The sequence below is a fragment of the Aurantibrevibacter litoralis genome (assembly GCF_034651555.1).
Lineage (GTDB): Bacteria > Bacteroidota > Bacteroidia > Flavobacteriales > Flavobacteriaceae > Aurantibrevibacter > Aurantibrevibacter litoralis.
In genome coordinates, this window is record NZ_JAYEEQ010000009.1 from 23,445 (window position 1) to 42,258 (window position 18,814).

Sequence of the window (18,814 nt, forward strand, 5' to 3'; positions counted from 1 at the left end):
AAATATAGCTATTTTTGACATAGTACTATGAAGTTACGCTACAAAAAATATAAGTTACATTTTAAAAGACCCAGTGGCACCTCGCGGGGCATTTTGAATTCTAAGGAAACATGGTTCTTTATATTAGAGGAAAATGGTAGGTTTGGAATTGGAGAATGCGGTCTTTTGCGAGGATTAAGTACAGACGATGTACCAGATTATGAAGACCGACTGAAATGGGTGTGTCATAACATCCATAAAGAATTTGATGATCTATGGCATAAGTTGCGCTTGTATCCCAGTATTCAATTTGGGTTAGAACAAGCGTTCATGTCGCTAAAATCTCAGGATTCTTTTGTACTTTTTGATTCTGACTTTGTTCATCGTGGTGCCTCTATTCCTATAAATGGCTTAGTGTGGATGGGCGACCTTGGCTTTATGCAAGCGCAGCTCGCGCAAAAGGTAGTGGAAGGTTTTAATTGTATCAAACTAAAAATTGGAGCTATCGATTTTAATTCTGAAATAGAACTATTAACTGCTGCACGTGCCCGTTACAGTCGCTACCAGATAGAATTACGGGTAGATGCCAATGGAGGGTTTTCAACCCATGATGCGTTGGAAAAACTACAACGTTTGGCACATTTAGATATTCATTCTATAGAGCAACCCATAAAACAAGGACAATGGGGCGCAATGGCTAGGTTGTGCAAGGAATCGCCAATACCTATTGCATTGGATGAAGAACTCATTGGAGTTTACGACCCAGCCGAGAAGGAAGCCTTATTGCAAGAAATTAAGCCGCATTATGTCATTTTAAAACCGAGCTTAATTGGCGGTTTTAGAGGAAGCAACGAATGGATTGCGCTAGCCGAAAAATATAATATAGGATGGTGGGTTACCAGCGCCTTAGAAAGTAATGTGGGGCTTAATGCCATAGCCCAGTGGACCTATACCCTTAACAATACGTTGCCTCAAGGACTAGGAACAGGGGCATTGTACGTCAATAATGTGGAAAGTCCCCTCACTGTTACTCAGGGAGCGTTGCTGTATGATACTACTAAAGATTGGAACATAAATTTAATTTTAGATTAATGTATATAGAGCAAGTGTATAAAGGCCTTACCGACAGTTGGCGTTATGTGGTAAGCATCATCTTAATTTTTGTAGGATGGCAAGTTTTCGGTGGATTACCCCTTATCGCTGCCGTAGTCTTGAAATCGGATTCATTGGCAGTGCTAGCTTCGGGCGATTTAGGCCTTATGGCGCAAACGTTAGGAAGCAATTTGTTTTTGTTCTTTATGTTGTTGTCATTCGTCATAGGACTGGTATTTTTACTAATAGCCATAAAATTCGTTCATAAACAACCCTTTCTTGCGCTAACCACATCCCGAAAAAAAATAGATTGGAAACGTATTTTTTTCGCCTTTGCGCTATGGGGGATGGTTTCTATAGCCCTAACCGCGATTGGCATTTATCTGGCACCAGAAGATTATGTTTTTAATTTTGAACCTATTCCTTTTTTTATTTTAGTAGTCATTGGAATTCTTTTTATACCCTTACAAACCAGTTTTGAAGAATATTTGTTTCGAGGTTATCTCATGCAAGGAATAGGTCTTTGGGCTAAAAACAAATGGATGCCTTTGGTGATTACCTCGCTTGTATTTGGCCTGTTGCATATCGCTAATCCGGAAGTAGGGAAATTGGGCTATGGCATTATGGTATTTTATATCGGAACCGGATTATTTTTAGGAGTGATCACCCTTATGGATGATGGACTTGAGTTGGCTTTGGGCTTCCACGCAGCTAATAATCTATTTACAGCCCTTTTAGTTACTGCCGATTGGACAGCCTTTCAGACCCATTCGCTCTATCGGGATGTTTCCGAACCTAAATTGGGTTGGGATGTTTTTATTCCGGTTTTAATTATTTATCCTATCTTACTTTATCTTTTCTCAAAAAAATACAAATGGAATCAATGGCGAGAACGTCTTACGGCAAAGATTCTTGCTAAAAATGAATTTAATGCGCACGGCGAGCTGCATTTAACCGAAGTACAACATAAAAACACAATGTAAATCAGAAACACTATGGAGACAACCTATAAGAACATACACCCTTATTTTAAGTTAAACGGGTTTTCGCTATCCAAGGAAGAACTTAGAGAAGTGGCCTATAGTCTTATAAAAGAAGGAGAGCCCTTCGAAAATGGTATGGGCGATTTTTTACTAGATTGGCTTACTGAAAAAGACACGCTATCTGTTCGTACTTCCGGATCTACGGGGACACCTAAAAAGATCATCTTAAAAAAGCAACAGATGGTAAATTCGGCATTAGCTACCGGAGCTTTTTTTGACTTAGGGTATACTACCAACGCACTACTTTGTCTTTCTGCCGATTATATTGCCGGAAAAATGATGTTTGTACGGGCCATGACCTTGGGATGGAATTTAGACTATGTGGCACCGTCTTCAAGTCCTTTGGATGTTGCCACCAAAAAATATGATTTTGTGGCTATGGTTCCTTTACAGGCGCAAAATTCGCTTCAGAAATTACATTTAGTAAAGATTTTAATTGTCGGGGGAGCTCCCATATCACTTCCATTACGAAGAGATCTTGAACAAGTAAATTCGGTAGTGTATGAAACCTTTGGGATGACGGAAACCATCTCGCACATTGCCCTAAAAAAAATTGAAAAAGGAGCAAAAGAAACATGCTTTACGGTACTTCCTAATGTCACCGTTGCCACAGATGCCCGCGAATGTCTTGTGGTACATGCCCCCGAAATAACAAACCAAGCGGTAGTAACAAATGACGTGGTACGCCTGATCTCTGAGAACCAATTTGAGTGGTTGGGTAGGTACGATACCATACTTAATTCGGGTGGAATTAAACTACATCCGGAGGCTATTGAGAAAAAACTGGAAGTAGTGATTCCCGTTCCCTTTTTCGTGGCAGGAATTCCGGATACCGTTTTAGGTCAAAAATTAATCGTAATTATCGAAGGTGAAGCCGATAAAGCTTTATTGTCTAAATTAAACGCCTTAAAATCGCTAGAGAAATTTGAAATTCCAAAAGAGGTGTATTGTGTCCCCAAATTTGCACTGGGCAGTAATGGTAAATTAAATCGAAAAGCAACGCTAGATACTTTGTTCCATACTAAAATGAAATGAAAGCCTAAGCGGTACTACCGAATTTCTTAAAACGGAATATCTCCGAGGCAAGCCCTAGAGGTACCTATTCGACAAATACCTTACGGATTTTATCAAGGTATTCATGGCAGGTTTCGGTAGTTTTATTTTGACCTGAAGGTAAAACTGAAATTCATTATTTTACCTCACCCGAAACTGCCATGGTAGTTTCGGCCGCTCCAAAGGAGCGCTGAATACAGTAACCCCGGGGCATACTCCGGGAATTCTTTAGCATACAACTAAAAAAACAAAAAACTAATGAAAACGGCACTTAAAACACTTCTTTTAACTTGTATAACAAGCCTTTGCTGGGGGCAACAGATCTTGCCGGAAAGGGAACGAGCGCAAATAATAGATGAAATTTTGGAAGAACGCTTTAACCTTCTTCTTCCAAAATTAATGGATACCTCTGATATAGACATGTGGGTAGTTATTTCTAGAGAATATAATGAAGACCCGGTACTAAAAACCATGTTACCGGCCACATGGTTAAATGCCAGAAGAAGAACCATCCTGCTTTTTTATAGAGATAAGAAAAAGAATACGATTGAAAAATTGGCCGTGGCAAGGTATGATGTAGGAAAAAGCATAAAATCGGCTTGGAACAAAGAAAAAGAACCCGACCAATGGAAACGGTTAATGCAATTAATAGAGGAGCGCAATCCAACGAATATTGGACTCAATTTTTCAAAAGATCATAATATTGCGGACGGGTTAGCTAAAACCGATTTTGAGGAATTTATGGCGTACTTACCTAAAAAATGGCACGCAAAGGTGGTTTCTGCCGAACCGTTGGCGGTACGTTGGATTGAAACACGCACAGAACGAGAAATGGCTATATATAGCCAGTTGGTAACGATTACACACGATATTATTTCCGAAGCATTTTCCGAAAAAGTAATTACACCCGGCATTACTACTACGACAGATGTAGAATGGTGGATGCGTCAAAAAGTAACCGATTTAGGATTAGAAACCTGGTTTCATCCCACCGTAGATGTTCAACGCAGCAATGAAGCATTGGTGAGTCATCTCTATTCCTTTTCAGGTCGCCCGGATGATACGGTTATTGTTCCGGGAGATTTGCTGCATTGCGATTTTGGAATTACCTATCTTCGACTAAATACAGATTGCCAAGAACTGGCCTATGTTCTAAAACCTGAAGAAAAAGCTGCACCAACCTTTTTAGTAAACGCATTACATAACGGAAACAAGGTTCAGGATTTTTTAACTACAAATATGAAAAAGGGTAAAACAGGAAATGAAATTCTGGCTACTGCTTTGGATCACGCAAAGCGTGCCGGACTACGCCCCGCTATTTATACGCATCCTTTAGGCTCTTACGGGCATTCGGCAGGAACTACCATCGGGATGTGGGATGCGCAAGATGGCGTTATGAAGGATGATGGAGAAAATTATCCCCTCAATCCCAATACCGTGTACGCTATAGAGCTAAATACCACTGTAACAATACCCGAATGGCAACGCGATATTCGGATTATGTTAGAAGAAGCCGGTTACTTTGGAGAAAAGGGTTTTAGGTACGTCAACGGTAGGCAAACCGAATTATTATTGATACCAAGAGTTACAGAGCATCAAGGAAATTAGTAGCATCAGCTAAGAAAAATAATACATTTTTTATAAGATAACTATTTAAAACTTATATTTAAACTTGGATTTGTTTCAAAAACTACCTAGAAGTTACGTTTTAAAATAGCAATCTAAGACATGAAATACTATCTAACTTATTGTGTACTGTGTATCGCTTTTGTAGGTCTGTCGCAACAGCGAATTACGGGAGTGGTTACCAATGAAAATATACCTTTAAGGAATGTTCATATCGCTGTACAAAACTCGGACGAAATAGTACTTACCGATGAAAATGGCAGCTACAGTATCAATGCTTCCCCCAGAGATATTCTAGTTTTTAAACATTTAGGAATGGAAACAGTTGAAATTGTCGTAGAAGATGTTACACGAATTCTAAATATAAAAATGGTACCCAAGTTTGATGAATTGGATGAGGTAGTGGTGGTTAAAAGCAAAAGAAAGAGCCAGAAAGATTTGGTTCGAGAATACCATACAAATCCAAATTTAATAAAAACAAGCTTTGGAATACTGGACAAGGAAACGGCTAGTTTCGCTATGCATGTCATAGACGGTTCAGACCTTACCATTGGCGCTGTAGATTTCATACAAGCTATACAATTTAAATTACCCGGCCTTCGCGTAGTTAGATCACCTTCGGATCCAACTCGTCCACAGATTTTTATGGGTAGAGCGGGGAGTATTAATAATAATACCCCACTGGTTTTTGAGGTTGATGGTGCTTTGGTAGGTGATGCCCCGACGTATTTAGATGTAGCTACCATAGAGCGTATTGCGCTTTTACCCGGTTTAATTTCGGCGGCGCGTTATGGTACCATTGCCGCTGGAGGTGTCATAGTGATAAACACTAAATTGGGTAATAATCGAATTGATCCTGAAACAAATGAGCCTTTCGATTACGCACTTGTTCGTAACAATCTTTTTGAGGGACAGGCCTTAAGTGCGTCCGAAGTACTAAAAAACGAAGCCGAATATGTAAAAGAAATGGCGACAGCCACTACGGTAAACGAGGCACAAAGTATGTATAAAAAATATCTGAATACATACGAAAGTTCTGCTTATTTTTTACTTGATGCGATACACTACTTCCACAATATATGGTTCGAAAATTCATTTGCAGACTCTATTGTTCAAGAACATTGGAATCTGTTTAACGATAATCCGGTTGCGTTAAAAGCGCTGGCATATATTTATCAAGAAGGATCTAATTGGGCCGCCGCCAACGAGATTTATAAGGAAGTTCTAAAATTAAGACCGCATTATGCCCAATCCTATCTGGATTTAGCCACAAGTTATAGGGAATTAAAAAAGTACCAAAAAGCACTGGCTATCTTTTCAAGATATGACTATTTGGTAGCAGAGGGGATGATGAGGACTGAGGAAGAAAATTTTGAGCCATTAATGAAAAGGGAGCAAAATAATCTTTTGTATGTACATGGAAAAGATCTCATTTCCGATCAAGGTATGAAAAATTTAGAAGTAATAGATGATGCCATGGGTACCCGGCTCGTATTTGAATGGAATGATAGCGAGGCCGAATTTACACTTCAATTTGTAAACCCTCAAAAGCGCTATTTTGTTTGGCCACATCGCCTTTCTGAAATACCAGATCGCATTAAAAATGAAAAATTAGTGGGATTCGCAACGGAAGAGTACATCATAGATGATTCTCTAAATGGTCATTGGCAAGTGAATACTGTTTATCACGGCAATAAAAGCCTTACGCCAACGTACCTTAAAGTGTCTATTTATAACAATTATGGAACTCCAAAACAAAGCAAGGTTATCAAGGTTTTTAAATTAAGTCTCAAAGAAGTGAACCAAAAGTTGTTCACCTTTAACAATGTTTCCCTTGTAACATCAAATTAATTTGTCTCTAAACCTGCAAAACCCCCATATTAAATTGCTTTTCAATCGGTGCGTGGTTGGCCGCTTCAATACCCATGGAAATCCATTTTCGAGTGTCTAAGGGGTCTATGATCGCATCTGTCCATAAACGGGCAGCTGCGTAATAAGGCGATATTTGATGATCATATCGCTCTTTTATTTCGTTAAAAAGTGCATCTTCCTTTTCCTGAGTAATTTTTTCTCCTTTTTTAACCAAGGATGCCTTTTCTATTTGAAGCAAAACTTTTGCTGCAGAATTACCACTCATTACCGCAAGTTCCGCGCTAGGCCAAGCTACAATGAATCTAGGATCAAAGGCTTTGCCACACATGGCATAATTTCCTGCACCATAACTGTTTCCAATAACAACCGTGAATTTGGGCACTACTGAATTACTTACTGCATTTACCATCTTAGCGCCATCTTTAATGATACCTCCATGCTCGCTTTTACTACCCACCATAAATCCGGTAACATCTTGCAAAAAGACCAGCGGAATTTTCTTCTGATTACAATTGGCTATAAATCGGGTCGCCTTATCTGCAGAGTCCGAATAGATTACACCGCCAAATTGCATCTCCCCTTTTTGCGTTTTTACTACTTTTCTTTGATTGGCAACAATACCAACGGCCCAGCCATCTATGCGCGCATAACCGGTTAATATTGTTTTTCCATAGCCTTCTTTGTATTGTTCAAACTGCGACTCATCAACAATTCGTTTTATAATTTCCAACATGTCATAGGGTTCTGATCGGGATTTCGGCACTAAACCATAGAGTTCCTTCATTTTTCCCTCAGGCAATTTCGACGGCCTTCTGTTAAAACCTGCCTTTTCAAAATCACCTATTTTATCCATGATCTTTTTAATGGTATCTAAGGCTTCCTTATCATCCTTAGACTTATAATCAATAACCCCACTTATTTCACTATGCGTAGTTGCCCCACCTAAGGTTTCGTTGTCAATGCTTTCTCCAATAGCCGCTTTCACCAAATAACTGCCGGCTAAGAAAATACTTCCGGTCTTATCAACAATCAAAGCCTCGTCGCTCATAATGGGTAAATAGGCGCCTCCGGCCACACAACTACCCATAACTGCTGCAATTTGGGTAATGCCCATGGCACTCATAATGGCATTATTTCTAAAAATCCGTCCAAAGTGTTCCTTATCCGGAAAAATCTCATCCTGTAAGGGTAGGTACACTCCGGCACTATCCACCAAATAAATAATAGGCAATCGGTTTTCAATAGCAATCTCTTGGGCTCTTAGGTTTTTTTTGGCCGTAATCGGAAACCAGGCACCGGCTTTCACCGTAGCGTCATTGGCCACCACAACACATAGTTTCCCAGATACATAACCTAATTTTACGACTACGCCGCCAGATGGACACCCGCCATGTGCTAAATACATACCTTCTCCGGCAAAAGCGCCAATTTCTACAACATCCTTTTCATCGTCCAAAACATACGCAATTCGCTCCCGAGCGGTCATTTTCCCAAGGGTGTGCTGTTTTTCTATACGATCTTTACCGCCGCCTAAACTAATTTTGGTACCTCTATTATTGAGCTCGGACAACAACAATTTATTGTACTCCTCATTTTTGTTAAACTTTAGGCTCATAGCTTTATGTTTCGTTTCTGTGCTAAAGATAAGCAGTAAAATTGATTACATTTGGGTAAACATCAAAATGATTATGAAAGAAACGATACGCTGGGGCATTGTGGGTCCGGGTAAAATTGCGCAGTCTTTTGCCAAAGATTTGGCTTTCGTGCCAGAAGGCAGACTCGTAGCAGTGGCCTCGCGAAGTATGGAAAGAGCAACGGCATTTGCACAGGAATATGGAGCAGATAAAGCCTATGGCAGCTATGAGGCACTTTTTAAAAGTAAAGAGGTAGATGTGGTTTATATTGCTACCCCACATAATTCGCATGAGGCACTTAGTATTGCCGCTATGGAGCATGGCAAGCATGTGCTATGCGAGAAACCTATGGGAGTTACGCGTACCCAAGTGGAACGCATGGTGGCTTCATCTGTTAAGAATGGTGTTTTCTTAATGGAAGCCTTATGGAGCAGATTCAATCCTTCTATTCAAAAAGTAAAAGAACTTGTCGAGAATGGAAAAATAGGTGTTATTGGTCATCTTCGTGCCGATTTCGCATTTTACGCGCTGGATCGAAGTGAAGACGGGCGACTACTAAATCCGAATTTGGCAGGCGGGTCATTATTAGACATTGGTATCTACCCTGCTTTTCTAGCCTATCTTATGTTAGGGATGCCTAAAAAGATTTTATCTGCCGCTAATTTTTATAAAACAGGAGTTGAAATGCAGACCGCTATGATTTTTGAATATGAAACGTGCCAAGCATTGCTATATAGTGGTTTAAATGCCACCTCGGAGATGCGCGCCGAGATTGCCGGAAGTAAAGGTACCGCTTATTTACACCCAAGATGGCATGAAGCACCGGGGTATAGCTTGGCAATGGATGATGTTGTGGAAGATATTCTTTTGCCCGTAACAGGGAAAGGCTATGCACATGAAATTGAAGAAGTACATTACTGTCTTCGCAATGGAAAAATACAAAGCGATCTATGGAGCCATCAGAACAGTATCGATTTAATCACCATTTTAGATTCGGTTAGAAATCAAAATAACATTAAATTTACATTCGAAAAATAAGCCGAGTCAATCGAGTCTTACTTTGCGTTAATTTTTTGTAAATTTTATCGCTTTTAAACAAAAGAATATGGGTATGAACAAAAACACGGTGCTCGCTTGGGCCACTTTTATCATGATTATTGTAGGTCTTGGTCTAATTGCCCTAGGTGCATTTCGTTACAATGAGGTTGCAGGTTGGGGATTTGCTGCCGTGGGAATTGGTTTTTTTGCAATTGCATGGGTTTTTAATGCGTTAAAGGGCAGGGTGTAGCTATTTTTTTCACTAGTATAAAACTATTTTAAGGAACATGTCTGACGATAAAAAAGTGATTTTCTCCATGTCTGGAGTCACCAAAACCTACAAAACAGCAAACGTACCTGTTTTAAAAAATATTTATTTAAGTTTCTTTTACGGGGCAAAAATAGGCATCCTTGGGCTCAATGGCTCAGGAAAATCAACACTTCTAAAAATCATTGCAGGCGTTGATAAAAATTATCAGGGCGATGTTGTGTTTTCACCGGGGTATAAAGTAGGCTATTTGGAACAAGAGCCGAAACTGGATGATGCAAAAACGGTATTGGATATCGTAAAAGAAGGTGTAGCCGATACGGTAGCCGTTTTAGACGAATACAACAAAATAAATGATATGTTCGGTTTGCCTGAAATTTACGAGGATGCCGATAAAATGCAGAAATTGATGGATAGGCAGGCGGTGCTACAGGATCAGATTGATGCCTCCAATGCGTGGGAACTCGATACAAAATTAGAAATTGCAATGGACGCCCTGAGAACTCCGGAACCCGATCAGAAAATAGGAGTTTTATCGGGCGGCGAACGCCGGAGGGTAGCCCTCTGCCGCTTGCTCTTACAAGAACCTGATATTTTATTGTTAGATGAACCTACGAATCATTTGGATGCGGAGTCGGTACATTGGTTAGAACACCATTTGGCGAATTATAAAGGAACCGTCATTGCGGTGACGCACGATCGCTACTTTTTGGATAATGTGGCGGGATGGATTCTAGAATTGGATAGGGGTGAAGGTATTCCGTGGAAAGGCAATTACTCTGGTTGGCTAGATCAAAAATCGAAGCGTCTGGCGCAAGAGAGCAAAACAGCTTCCAAGCGACAAAAAACACTGGAACGGGAATTGGAATGGGTGCGCCAAGGCGCAAAAGGAAGACAAACCAAGCAAAAGGCGCGTTTAAATAACTATGACAAATTATTGAGTCAAGATCAAAAACAGTTGGATGAAAAATTGGAAATTTATATTCCCAATGGACCTCGTTTAGGTACCAATGTTATTGAAGCTAAAGGCGTTAGTAAAGCCTTTGGAGACAAATTGCTTTATGAAGATCTTAATTTTAAATTGCCTCAGGCAGGTATCGTTGGGATTATTGGCCCCAATGGTGCCGGAAAAACGACCATATTTAAAATGATTATGGGCGAGCAAAAACCCGATAAGGGCGAATTTTTGGTGGGTGATACTGCAAAAATAGCCTATGTAGATCAGAGTCATTCTAATATTGTACCCGAGAAAACCATTTGGGAAAATTTTAGTGAGGGTCATGAACTTATTCTAATGGGTGGAAAACAAGTGAATTCAAGAGCCTATCTAAGTAGATTTAATTTTTCGGGAAGTGAGCAAAATAAAAGGGTAGATATGCTTTCTGGCGGTGAGCGTAATCGCTTGCATTTAGCGATGACCTTAAAAGAAGAAGGAAACGTTTTGCTTTTAGATGAACCTACAAATGACCTCGACGTAAATACATTGCGGGCATTGGAAGAGGGACTAGAAAACTTTGCAGGTTGTGCCGTCATTATTTCCCATGACCGTTGGTTTTTAGATAGGATATGTACTCATATCCTTGCCTTTGAAGGCGATTCTCAAGTGTATTTCTTTGAGGGTTCTTTTTCTGATTACGAAGAAAACAAGCAAAAAAGGCTGGGTGGCGACCAAACACCCAAACGCATTCGATATAAAAAATTGGTGCGTTAGAGTAGCAGGGCAAACCTATGTCATGGTCTTTGCAATAGCTGTGGTTTAACTGCATTTCAAAAACGCTTTTTCTGGACAAAAAGTTGAAAAAATAGTACTTTTTTTGAAAAGTACTGCCTATCACTATGGTTTTTCATGGATTTTAATCCCGCGCATCGTTTAAGAAACAAAATCAAAAAAACGTTTCATTAATACGATTCCCCGGGGTACCAGTCCAACTGCACCACTTCGATAGCTGCGTTGCCGGCATTGACTAAAGTCTTAAATTCAGCTACATTGCTAACATCCGGATTGCCTCTGTAATGATAGGGGTATATTTGTTTGGGCTTAAATTCTAAGACGGCATCCGCAGCGTTCTGTACGGTCATGGTATACGGCAAATTCATACATACAAAAGCTTTATCTATATTTTTTAACGCTCTCATTTCCGGTATATCTTCGGTATCGCCAGAAAAATAAATACGCTGACCGCCAATAGTAAGGACATATCCATTACCTCGTCCTTTGGTGTGGAATTGCAATGCATCTTCTCTAAGATTGTACATAGGAATAGCTTCTACGGTAATCCCGTATCGTTCTTTGGTTTCGCCATTCTGCAAAACATCAATTTGCGGAACAAACGTATCGGGCATTTTTTCGGCCACAGCAGGAGGTACAATAATTTTAGCCTTTTGGGTATTCAAAGCCTCTAAGGTTTCTAAATTAAAATGATCGCCATGAATATCGGTAATTAGAATAAGATCCGGTATGCGTTGTCCCTCAAAAGCCGTTTCGCCTCCGGTAGGATCTATATAAATCGTTAGGTTCTCCCATTCTACAATAGCCGTGGCGTGAGCAATAGGGATAATTTTTATATCGGCCACTTCCGGATCAGGCGCAGATACCTCATTGCTTGGAGTACCTACATCTGCGGTGTCTTTCTTATTTTCCTTACAGGCCATCAATGTTAAGACAATGAAAAGCGAATACATTACTTCTTTCACAGCAATTAAATTACGGTTAAACATAGTATTTTACGTGTATATAGCATTATGATACTCAAACCTTATATTATTTTCTCGTCCAAGTATGAGTATCCATGAGATTGTACTCCATTTTAATATTGCTTCTAAGATAAGGTATATCTTTTTCTAATGCTACTTCTGTAAAACCAAATTTTGTATATATGTAAAGCGCGTTTACCAATTTGGTGTTAGAATAAAGTATTATTTTTTTCCAGCCCTTCGCTTTAGCAAAGGCAATAGCAAATTGCAGCAGCGACTGGCCTATTTTTAAACCCTGGTAGTTGGGATCCACAGCCATTTTTCCCAATTCAAACACAAATTGATCTATTTTTAAAAAAGAAAAGCAACCGACAATTTTAGCATCCCATTGTGCAAAAAATATATACCCGCCTTGGGCAATAATGTTTTCTTCGCAATGGTCCAATAGCAATTCGTCTTTAGGTTCAACTTCAAAATAACGTTGAAGCCATTGCACATTTAGATGCTTAAAGTGTACAGACAAATGAGATTCAAAGGGGATGATGTGTACAATTGTATTCTGCATTGCAGCTTAATTTTGGTACTTCTAAAAGTACAATAACTCGCTAAGATGGAACCCCACATTTATTTTTTGTCCTAAAAAAATCTAAAAGTGAATGTAAAACGTACATATATCAGTGAAAACAAATTATTTAAAAAAAGATTTAATTTTTATATTATGACTGAAACAAAGAGTAACAACGGATTGAAAGTGATTGCCGGCTTACTCGGTGTAGTATTATTAGGAACGATTATCTACACCGTAAGCCTTTATCAAGACAAAAAGAAGACGACAGAAGCCCTTACCCAACAAAAAGCCCTTGTTGTTGAAGACTTAAATAGTTTAAAGTCCGAGTACGACAAAGCCATTTTGGAAAGCAATGCCACTAACGAAGAATTGGTGAGTGCCAGAGATCGCATTGCACAGTACATCGATTCTGTAAATACAATGAAGGCCGATATTTCTGCCTTGTATCGTTACAGAAATCAAGTAAATGTGTTGAAAAAGGAAAGAGAAGAGTTGCTCACTAAGATTGATGAGTTAACAAAATCTAATGCCTTGATCGCCATGCAGCGCGACAGTACTTTTGTGGAATTGGAAAAACAAACTGTTTTTAATGATTCCTTGGTAGTACAAAACACGCAGTTGGCAAGCGTGGTAGAAAAAGGGTCTGCCCTTAACCTGTCTAAATTCAGTGTTGATGCCGTAAAAGAGCGCAACAGTGGTAAATTGGTATCCACCTCTAGAGCTGGGAATACCGACAAATTCAAGGTGTGTTTTACGGTAGCCGATAACGTGATTGCTCAAGCGGGTGACAGAGAATTTTTCTTAGAAATTTTAGATCCGCAAGGAAACGTGGTAGGCGAAGGTCAGTCCAAAACGTCTGAAGAAGGAGCCTCTGTAACCTATAGTAAGGGTACCAACTTCTACTATGAAAATAAAGCGTTGGATGTTTGTGATTATATTAATAAACCTGCCGGTGATTTCAAAAAAGGAAATTATATGGTAAATGTCTATGATGACAAATTAAAATTATTGGGAACTTCCAAATTCACTTTAAAGTAATAAACACTATACATCAACAAAAAGGGGGCGATCTTTACAGATCGACCCTTTTTTTATAAGATGAATTTTTATTTTAAAGAACCCACCATTTCTTCTGGGCGCACCCAAGCATCATATTCTTCTGCGGTAACATAGCCTAGGTTAATAGCCTCTTCTTTTAAAGTCGTACCGTTTTTATGGGCAGTATTTGCTATTTCTGCTGCTTTATAATACCCGATTTTGGTATTTAGTGCGGTAACAAGCATTAAGGAATTATTAAGCAATTGGGTTATAACACTGTGGTTGGGCGCTATTCCTTGTGCACAATGCAGATCAAAACTTTGTGCAGCATCACCTAAAAGCTGAGCCGATTGCAGTATATTGGCCGCCATCATGGGCTTAAATACATTAAGTTCGTAATGCCCTTGAGTACCCCCAACACTAATGGCAACATCATTGCCAATAACCTGAGCACAAACCATGGTAAGTGCTTCGCATTGGGTAGGATTTACCTTTCCGGGCATTATAGAACTCCCCGGTTCATTTGCAGGAATGATGATTTCACCTATACCCGATCGAGGGCCTGAGGCCAACATCCGAATGTCGTTGGCAATTTTATTAAGTGAAACCGCCAGTTGTTTAAGAGCCCCATGACTACTAACAATAGCATCATGTGCTGCTAAGGCTTCAAATTTGTTGTGGGCGGTTATAAAGGGCAGACCCGTAAATTGCGCAATATGGTGGGCTACCAATACATCATACCCCTTAGGAGCGTTCAAACCAGTGCCCACTGCCGTACCACCCAAAGCGAGCTCACTTAAATGAGTCAACGTATTCGTTAATGCTTTTAGGCCATGATCTAATTGAGATACATATCCGGAGAATTCTTGTCCGAGCGTTAGGGGTGTGGCATCCATAAGATGGGTGCGTCCAATCTTTACTACCTTAGAAAACTCTTCAGATTTTTTATGCAAGGTATTTCGTAAGGCAGTTATTCCTGGGATGGTTACTTCCATAATCTTCTTATACGCTGCAATGTGCATGGCCGTTGGGAAAGTATCATTAGAGGATTGCGATTTGTTAACGTCGTCATTGGGTTGAAGTGCCTTTTCACCTTCGCCTATTTTTCTTCCGACCACCACCTGAGCTCTATTGGCAATTACTTCGTTGACATTCATATTGCTTTGTGTGCCAGAACCTGTTTGCCAAATAACCAAGGGAAATTGCTCGTCTAGTTTTCCTGCTAATATTTCATCGCAGACCTGAGCTATAAGATTCCTTTTTTCATCGGAAAGCACTCCTAATTCGCAATTGGTATAAGCGGCTGCTTTTTTTAAATATGCAAAACCATAAACAATATCTAGGGGCATGGATGCTGAAGGTCCAATTTTAAAGTTGTTTCTAGATCGTTCAGTTTGGGCACCCCAATATTTATCTGCCGGTACCTGTACTTCGCCCATGGTGTCTTTTTCAATTCTAAAACTCATAATTACCTTTTTTTGATTCAAACAAAAGTAAGGCATTGCAGAAATATTTCCATTTTTTTTAATTTTGATTTGTTGTATTTACCTATTTCAAAGTATCTTTGTTGTAATAAACAATGTCTATTATGTTTGATTTTGACCAATATTTAGGTTTTTTAGCTTTTTTGACCATTCTTACTATAGGGTTTTGGTTAATGATTTTTTTATTGCTATTTGTAGTACCCTACTGGTTAGGAGGTAATTTGCTTGAAATTTGGAAAGAGAAACGCGAAGCAAAAAGAGCTAAGCGAGAAATATAAAAAAAGAAGCCAAATGGCTTCTTTTTTAGTTATAACATACGTTCCTCAATTTTTAAAATTCCCCATCCCCATCGTCATTTCCGTTTGGTCTTTGTTGTCTGCCACGTTCTTTAGGTTGGTTAAATCGGTATAAAAATGACAAGGTAAATTGTCTTTCTCTCCATTGAAACTCACTTTCCGAAGTAAAGAAAGCTGTTTCTGTAAAGGATCTTCTTTTTCTGGAGTTAAATACATCGCTTACATTAAAGGAGATGGTACCCTTGTCTTTCATCACATCTTTACTAAAGGCGAAATCTAAAGAGAAAATGCCTTCGTTTCTTGTTTGTGCATTTTCAGAAGGACCTCTGTAAAAAGCGTTGGTTTGCCACTCTATTTTAGCGGGCAAGCTTACCTTAGAGCTAAACCGCGAAAACCAACTGGTGTTTGAGGCGCCAAAATCAACACCATTAAAAAATCCCTCTTTTTCAAACACAAAAAAGTTAAAGCTCCCGTTTAATCGCAACCATTTTGTAGGATTGTACAAAATACCTGCTTCACCGCCGTAGCGTTCGTTGGTAGATAAGTTGATGGGGATAGAGCGTATAATTTGGATGCCATCGGAAGTGAGCTGACCGGTTTCTTCCTGAACCCTCTCAAAAGAATTGGTTTCCTTTTGATAGTAGATGGAAGCCGTTAGGGTAAGTTCCTTCCATCGTTTTAGATAACCTATGTCATACGCATTGGCAAAGGCAGGATCTAAATCCGGATTCCCTTGAAAAATATTGGTTCTACTAGATCTAGATGGAAATGGGTTAATGAAAAAGCCTCTTGGCCGGTTAATTCTTCGGTTGTAACCTAGTGTTATATTTTCATTTTCTGCCAATTCATAGATGAGGTTTACGGTAGGAAAAAGACCTAAAAAGTTTTTATCAAAATTTACATCGATATCGGGGCCTAGTATTTCTTGAAGTGCTTCTTCATCAAATTCCGAGTCCACTTTTCCTTTCTGTTCGGTATTTTCTAAACGCAACCCAAAGAGGAAGGAGAATTTACCATATTTATTACCGTATTGGGTATATACTGCATGTACGTTTTCGTCATACGTAAAAGTATTGGTAAGATTTCTGTTCGTCTCAAAAATTCCTGAATTTTGGTTAAGGGTATCTAATTTAAACCCTGTGATGGTTTCTTCTAAGGTACTCCGAAATCCCGCTTCAAACTGGGCATCGCCCAAAGGCAACACATAATCTGCTTGAATGAGGTACTCATTTTCGATCTCTGTTTGAAGTACATTTTCTAAAGCTAAGAGTTGTGTGTTGGGAAACACGTTGTTCTCCTCGATGATCTGAAATTCTTCCTCATCGCCTTTTGAGTATTGAAAGTCTGCATTTAATTTGTGACCATTGTCGTCAAAATTATTAATGTAGTTTAAAGCAACTTGGTAGGTCTTGTCGTCTTCTGTCTCTAATTCTGTTCGTAACGTTCTACTGTCTAATGTAGTGCCAACAAAACGTCGGCTGTCGTTAGAGGTAAGATCTTCATCATCAGACAATCGGGTAAAAAAACTTCCTGTAATAGATGATTTTTCGGTAATGAAATACTCCATCCCAAGATTTATATTAAAGGAATTGGTTTTTCTTTCAATATCCCTGTCTTCAATAATGCGCGAAAAATCTCCTACGGTAAATGTGTTGTCGAAAAGACCGTTCCCGGGCGGTTCTCGATAAGAATAACTAAACGTAGTAAAAATATTAAATTTATCGGTACGCAAATTAAGGTTGCTCGTAATTTGAGCGGCCTCCGGATACCCTATGCTTGTGTTTACGGTACCGTTGAAGCCTAGCGTCTTTTCCTTTTTAAGAATTATATTTAAAATTCCGGCGGTGCCTTCTGCATCGTAACGGGCCGAAGGACTGGTAATAACTTCTACCTTTTCTATGGCATCTGCGGGTAACTGCCGTAGCGCATCCGTAGAACCAAATCCGGCAAGAGCAGAAGGTCTTCCGTTAATCAAGATACGCACGTTATCGTTACCTCTTAAACTGATAACACCTTCCACATCAACAGTAACCGATGGTACATTGCTTAAGGCATCGCTAATAGTGGCACCACTGGTGGTAAGATCCTTACCAATATTGTATATTTTTTTATCCAATCGTACTTCTACGGTCGTTTTTTCTCCAACAACCTCAACAGCTTCTAACTGTTCTACATTGGGTGAAAGGCGAATGGTTCCTAAATCTTTGGATTCATTTAAGGTTTGATTGTCCAAGGTATATGAGTTGTAGGATATATATTCAACACGAATATTATACACTCCCGCCATGGTCTCTACACTAAATTTTCCATCGGCATCGGTAATACCTCCTGTTATTCTTTCTGGATCTCGAACACTTTGAAGTACTAAGGTGGCATACTCTAGGGGTACACCGTATTCTTGATCTAAAACTGTTCCTGTTAACGTGATTAATTTAGGGCCTTGTCCTCCGAATCCCTGACCTCCAGGTCGTTGTGCAGTTAATATAAATGGGATAGTAAATAGGGTTAACAGGATCAGTTTTTTCATGCGTTACGATTTTGTTTTCTTCTTTTGCTTTTTCTTTTTGGTTTTTTTGAAACCGTTTTTTTGTAATTCTTCTAACTTTTCAAATTTCTCAGCAGGCAAACTGGCCTTTAATTCCTCATTTTGCCTTTTAGTGATGCTTTCAATACCTTCTCTTGTCTTTTCAGGACTCAATTTCAGTAATTGTAATTCTATACCTTCTTGTACATATTTAACAAGTGTGCTTCTTAGAACAGCATTTTCAAATTCGTTAAGCTCCAGTTCTTCCGATAAGAAAGGCATTTCGCCATCTACAATTTGTTCTGCCGTTTTTGGCTCTACTTTTTTCTCTGGCTCTGGGGTTCGTGGCACGGCACTTTGTCTTCTGCCATAATTTCCATTTCCATATCCATATTGGGCTTGTAAAAGGGGTAAAGTGAGTAAGGCTATTGCCAAGGTTAAAAAAAACTTGTTTTGTGTTTTCATGATGTTTTACGGTATTAAGATTAAAAATCGAAAATAAGGTTTAACCGTTATTGGTTAAATGTATGTTAAATAGATTATGGTTTGCCATTCAAATGTCCTAGCCCATTTCGCTTAAAATAGGGCATATTAATGTTTTAGCA

The 18,814-nt window shown here is 39.3% G+C and carries 16 protein-coding genes; 10 read left to right on the plus strand and 6 right to left on the minus strand.

The genetic code is table 11. From position 1 onward, the window contains the following. Positions 1-27 precede the first annotated feature (27 nt). The 5 genes from U1E44_RS09195 to U1E44_RS09215 all read left to right on the plus strand — a co-directional run bounded on the left by U1E44_RS09195 (position 28) and on the right by U1E44_RS09215 (position 6,644). Positions 28-1,071: an o-succinylbenzoate synthase gene (locus U1E44_RS09195; protein WP_322930781.1), complete on the plus strand. Its 1,044-nt coding sequence runs from the start codon at positions 28-30 to the stop codon at positions 1,069-1,071. After that, a complete protein-coding gene (locus tag U1E44_RS09200; RefSeq protein ID WP_322930782.1) occupies positions 1,071-2,054 on the plus strand; it encodes a CPBP family intramembrane glutamic endopeptidase in 984 nt (327 codons plus the stop codon). Before U1E44_RS09195 ends, U1E44_RS09200 begins: the two co-directional genes overlap by 1 nt. A 12-nt stretch (positions 2,055-2,066) precedes the next feature. Next, positions 2,067-3,149 carry an AMP-binding protein gene (locus tag U1E44_RS09205; protein ID WP_322930783.1) on the plus strand — a complete coding sequence of 361 codons (1,083 nt, stop codon included), beginning with the start codon at positions 2,067-2,069 and terminating at the stop codon, positions 3,147-3,149. Between the two features lie 276 nt (positions 3,150-3,425). Next, on the plus strand, positions 3,426-4,775 hold the full coding sequence (locus U1E44_RS09210; RefSeq protein WP_322930784.1) for a M24 family metallopeptidase: 1,350 nt from the start codon (positions 3,426-3,428) through the stop codon (positions 4,773-4,775). Between the two features lie 120 nt (positions 4,776-4,895). After that, positions 4,896-6,644 (plus strand): carboxypeptidase-like regulatory domain-containing protein, encoded by a 1,749-nt coding sequence (locus tag U1E44_RS09215; protein ID WP_322930785.1) that lies wholly within the window; start codon positions 4,896-4,898, stop codon positions 6,642-6,644. Between the two features lie 7 nt (positions 6,645-6,651). On the opposite strand, the gene U1E44_RS09220 is transcribed toward U1E44_RS09215, so the two are convergent. Beyond that, a complete protein-coding gene (locus tag U1E44_RS09220) occupies positions 6,652-8,280 on the minus strand; it encodes an acyl-CoA carboxylase subunit beta (RefSeq protein WP_322930786.1) in 1,629 nt (542 codons plus the stop codon). A 73-nt stretch (positions 8,281-8,353) separates the two neighbouring features. Between U1E44_RS09220 and U1E44_RS09225 the strand changes: the two genes are divergently transcribed. The 3 genes from U1E44_RS09225 to ettA all read left to right on the plus strand — a co-directional run bounded on the left by U1E44_RS09225 (position 8,354) and on the right by ettA (position 11,316). Continuing rightward, on the plus strand, positions 8,354-9,337 hold the full coding sequence (locus U1E44_RS09225) for a Gfo/Idh/MocA family protein (protein ID WP_322930787.1): 984 nt from the start codon (positions 8,354-8,356) through the stop codon (positions 9,335-9,337). 67 nt (positions 9,338-9,404) lie between these two features. After that, positions 9,405-9,587, plus strand: a complete 183-nt coding sequence (locus tag U1E44_RS09230; RefSeq protein ID WP_323673870.1) for a CAL67264 family membrane protein — start codon at positions 9,405-9,407, stop codon at positions 9,585-9,587. Positions 9,588-9,624: 37 nt separating this feature from the next. Further along, positions 9,625-11,316: an energy-dependent translational throttle protein EttA gene (ettA, locus tag U1E44_RS09235; RefSeq protein WP_322930788.1), complete on the plus strand. Its 1,692-nt coding sequence runs from the start codon at positions 9,625-9,627 to the stop codon at positions 11,314-11,316. A 188-nt stretch (positions 11,317-11,504) separates the two neighbouring features. On the opposite strand, the gene U1E44_RS09240 is transcribed toward ettA, so the two are convergent. Both U1E44_RS09240 and U1E44_RS09245 read right to left on the minus strand, forming a co-directional pair. Then, on the minus strand, positions 11,505-12,323 hold the full coding sequence (locus U1E44_RS09240) for an MBL fold metallo-hydrolase (RefSeq protein ID WP_322930789.1): 819 nt from the start codon (positions 12,321-12,323) through the stop codon (positions 11,505-11,507). A gap of 43 nt (positions 12,324-12,366) precedes the next feature. Continuing rightward, the gene (locus U1E44_RS09245; protein ID WP_322930790.1) at positions 12,367-12,864 is read right to left on the minus strand and encodes a GNAT family N-acetyltransferase; all 498 of its coding nucleotides are present in this window, start codon (positions 12,862-12,864) and stop codon (positions 12,367-12,369) included. A gap of 153 nt (positions 12,865-13,017) precedes the next feature. On the opposite strand from U1E44_RS09245, the gene U1E44_RS09250 reads away from it, so the two are divergent. After that, a complete protein-coding gene (locus U1E44_RS09250; protein WP_322930791.1) occupies positions 13,018-13,905 on the plus strand; it encodes a hypothetical protein in 888 nt (295 codons plus the stop codon). A 68-nt stretch (positions 13,906-13,973) separates the two neighbouring features. On the opposite strand, the gene fumC is transcribed toward U1E44_RS09250, so the two are convergent. Further along, positions 13,974-15,371, minus strand: a complete 1,398-nt coding sequence (fumC, locus tag U1E44_RS09255; RefSeq protein WP_322930792.1) for a class II fumarate hydratase — start codon at positions 15,369-15,371, stop codon at positions 13,974-13,976. Between the two features lie 122 nt (positions 15,372-15,493). On the opposite strand from fumC, the gene U1E44_RS09260 reads away from it, so the two are divergent. After that, complete coding sequence (locus tag U1E44_RS09260) at positions 15,494-15,667, plus strand: hypothetical protein (RefSeq protein ID WP_322930793.1); 174 nt, start codon at positions 15,494-15,496, stop codon at positions 15,665-15,667. Positions 15,668-15,719: 52 nt separating this feature from the next. Here the strand turns inward: U1E44_RS09260 and U1E44_RS09265 are convergent, their stop codons facing one another. Both U1E44_RS09265 and U1E44_RS09270 read right to left on the minus strand, forming a co-directional pair. Further along, complete coding sequence (locus U1E44_RS09265; protein WP_322930794.1) at positions 15,720-18,212, minus strand: TonB-dependent receptor; 2,493 nt, start codon at positions 18,210-18,212, stop codon at positions 15,720-15,722. Between the two features lie 3 nt (positions 18,213-18,215). Next, a complete protein-coding gene (locus U1E44_RS09270) occupies positions 18,216-18,674 on the minus strand; it encodes a hypothetical protein (RefSeq protein ID WP_322930795.1) in 459 nt (152 codons plus the stop codon). Positions 18,675-18,814: the final 140 nt, after the last annotated feature.

Coding starts and splice junctions, on each gene's coding strand:
- U1E44_RS09210 (WP_322930784.1), top strand. CDS start 3,426: ATGAAAACGGCACTTAAAACACTTCTTTTAACTTGTATAACAAGCCTT.
- U1E44_RS09230 (WP_323673870.1), top strand. CDS start 9,405: ATGGGTATGAACAAAAACACGGTGCTCGCTTGGGCCACTTTTATCATG.
- U1E44_RS09270 (WP_322930795.1), bottom strand. CDS start 18,674: ATGAAAACACAAAACAAGTTTTTTTTAACCTTGGCAATAGCCTTACTC.
- U1E44_RS09225 (WP_322930787.1), top strand. CDS start 8,354: ATGAAAGAAACGATACGCTGGGGCATTGTGGGTCCGGGTAAAATTGCG.
- fumC (WP_322930792.1), bottom strand. CDS start 15,371: ATGAGTTTTAGAATTGAAAAAGACACCATGGGCGAAGTACAGGTACCG.
- U1E44_RS09215 (WP_322930785.1), top strand. CDS start 4,896: ATGAAATACTATCTAACTTATTGTGTACTGTGTATCGCTTTTGTAGGT.
- U1E44_RS09240 (WP_322930789.1), bottom strand. CDS start 12,323: ATGTTTAACCGTAATTTAATTGCTGTGAAAGAAGTAATGTATTCGCTT.
- ettA (WP_322930788.1), top strand. CDS start 9,625: ATGTCTGACGATAAAAAAGTGATTTTCTCCATGTCTGGAGTCACCAAA.
- U1E44_RS09265 (WP_322930794.1), bottom strand. CDS start 18,212: ATGAAAAAACTGATCCTGTTAACCCTATTTACTATCCCATTTATATTA.
- U1E44_RS09250 (WP_322930791.1), top strand. CDS start 13,018: ATGACTGAAACAAAGAGTAACAACGGATTGAAAGTGATTGCCGGCTTA.
- U1E44_RS09195 (WP_322930781.1), top strand. CDS start 28: ATGAAGTTACGCTACAAAAAATATAAGTTACATTTTAAAAGACCCAGT.
- U1E44_RS09260 (WP_322930793.1), top strand. CDS start 15,494: ATGTTTGATTTTGACCAATATTTAGGTTTTTTAGCTTTTTTGACCATT.
- U1E44_RS09200 (WP_322930782.1), top strand. CDS start 1,071: ATGTATATAGAGCAAGTGTATAAAGGCCTTACCGACAGTTGGCGTTAT.
- U1E44_RS09205 (WP_322930783.1), top strand. CDS start 2,067: ATGGAGACAACCTATAAGAACATACACCCTTATTTTAAGTTAAACGGG.
- U1E44_RS09220 (WP_322930786.1), bottom strand. CDS start 8,280: ATGAGCCTAAAGTTTAACAAAAATGAGGAGTACAATAAATTGTTGTTG.
- U1E44_RS09245 (WP_322930790.1), bottom strand. CDS start 12,864: ATGCAGAATACAATTGTACACATCATCCCCTTTGAATCTCATTTGTCT.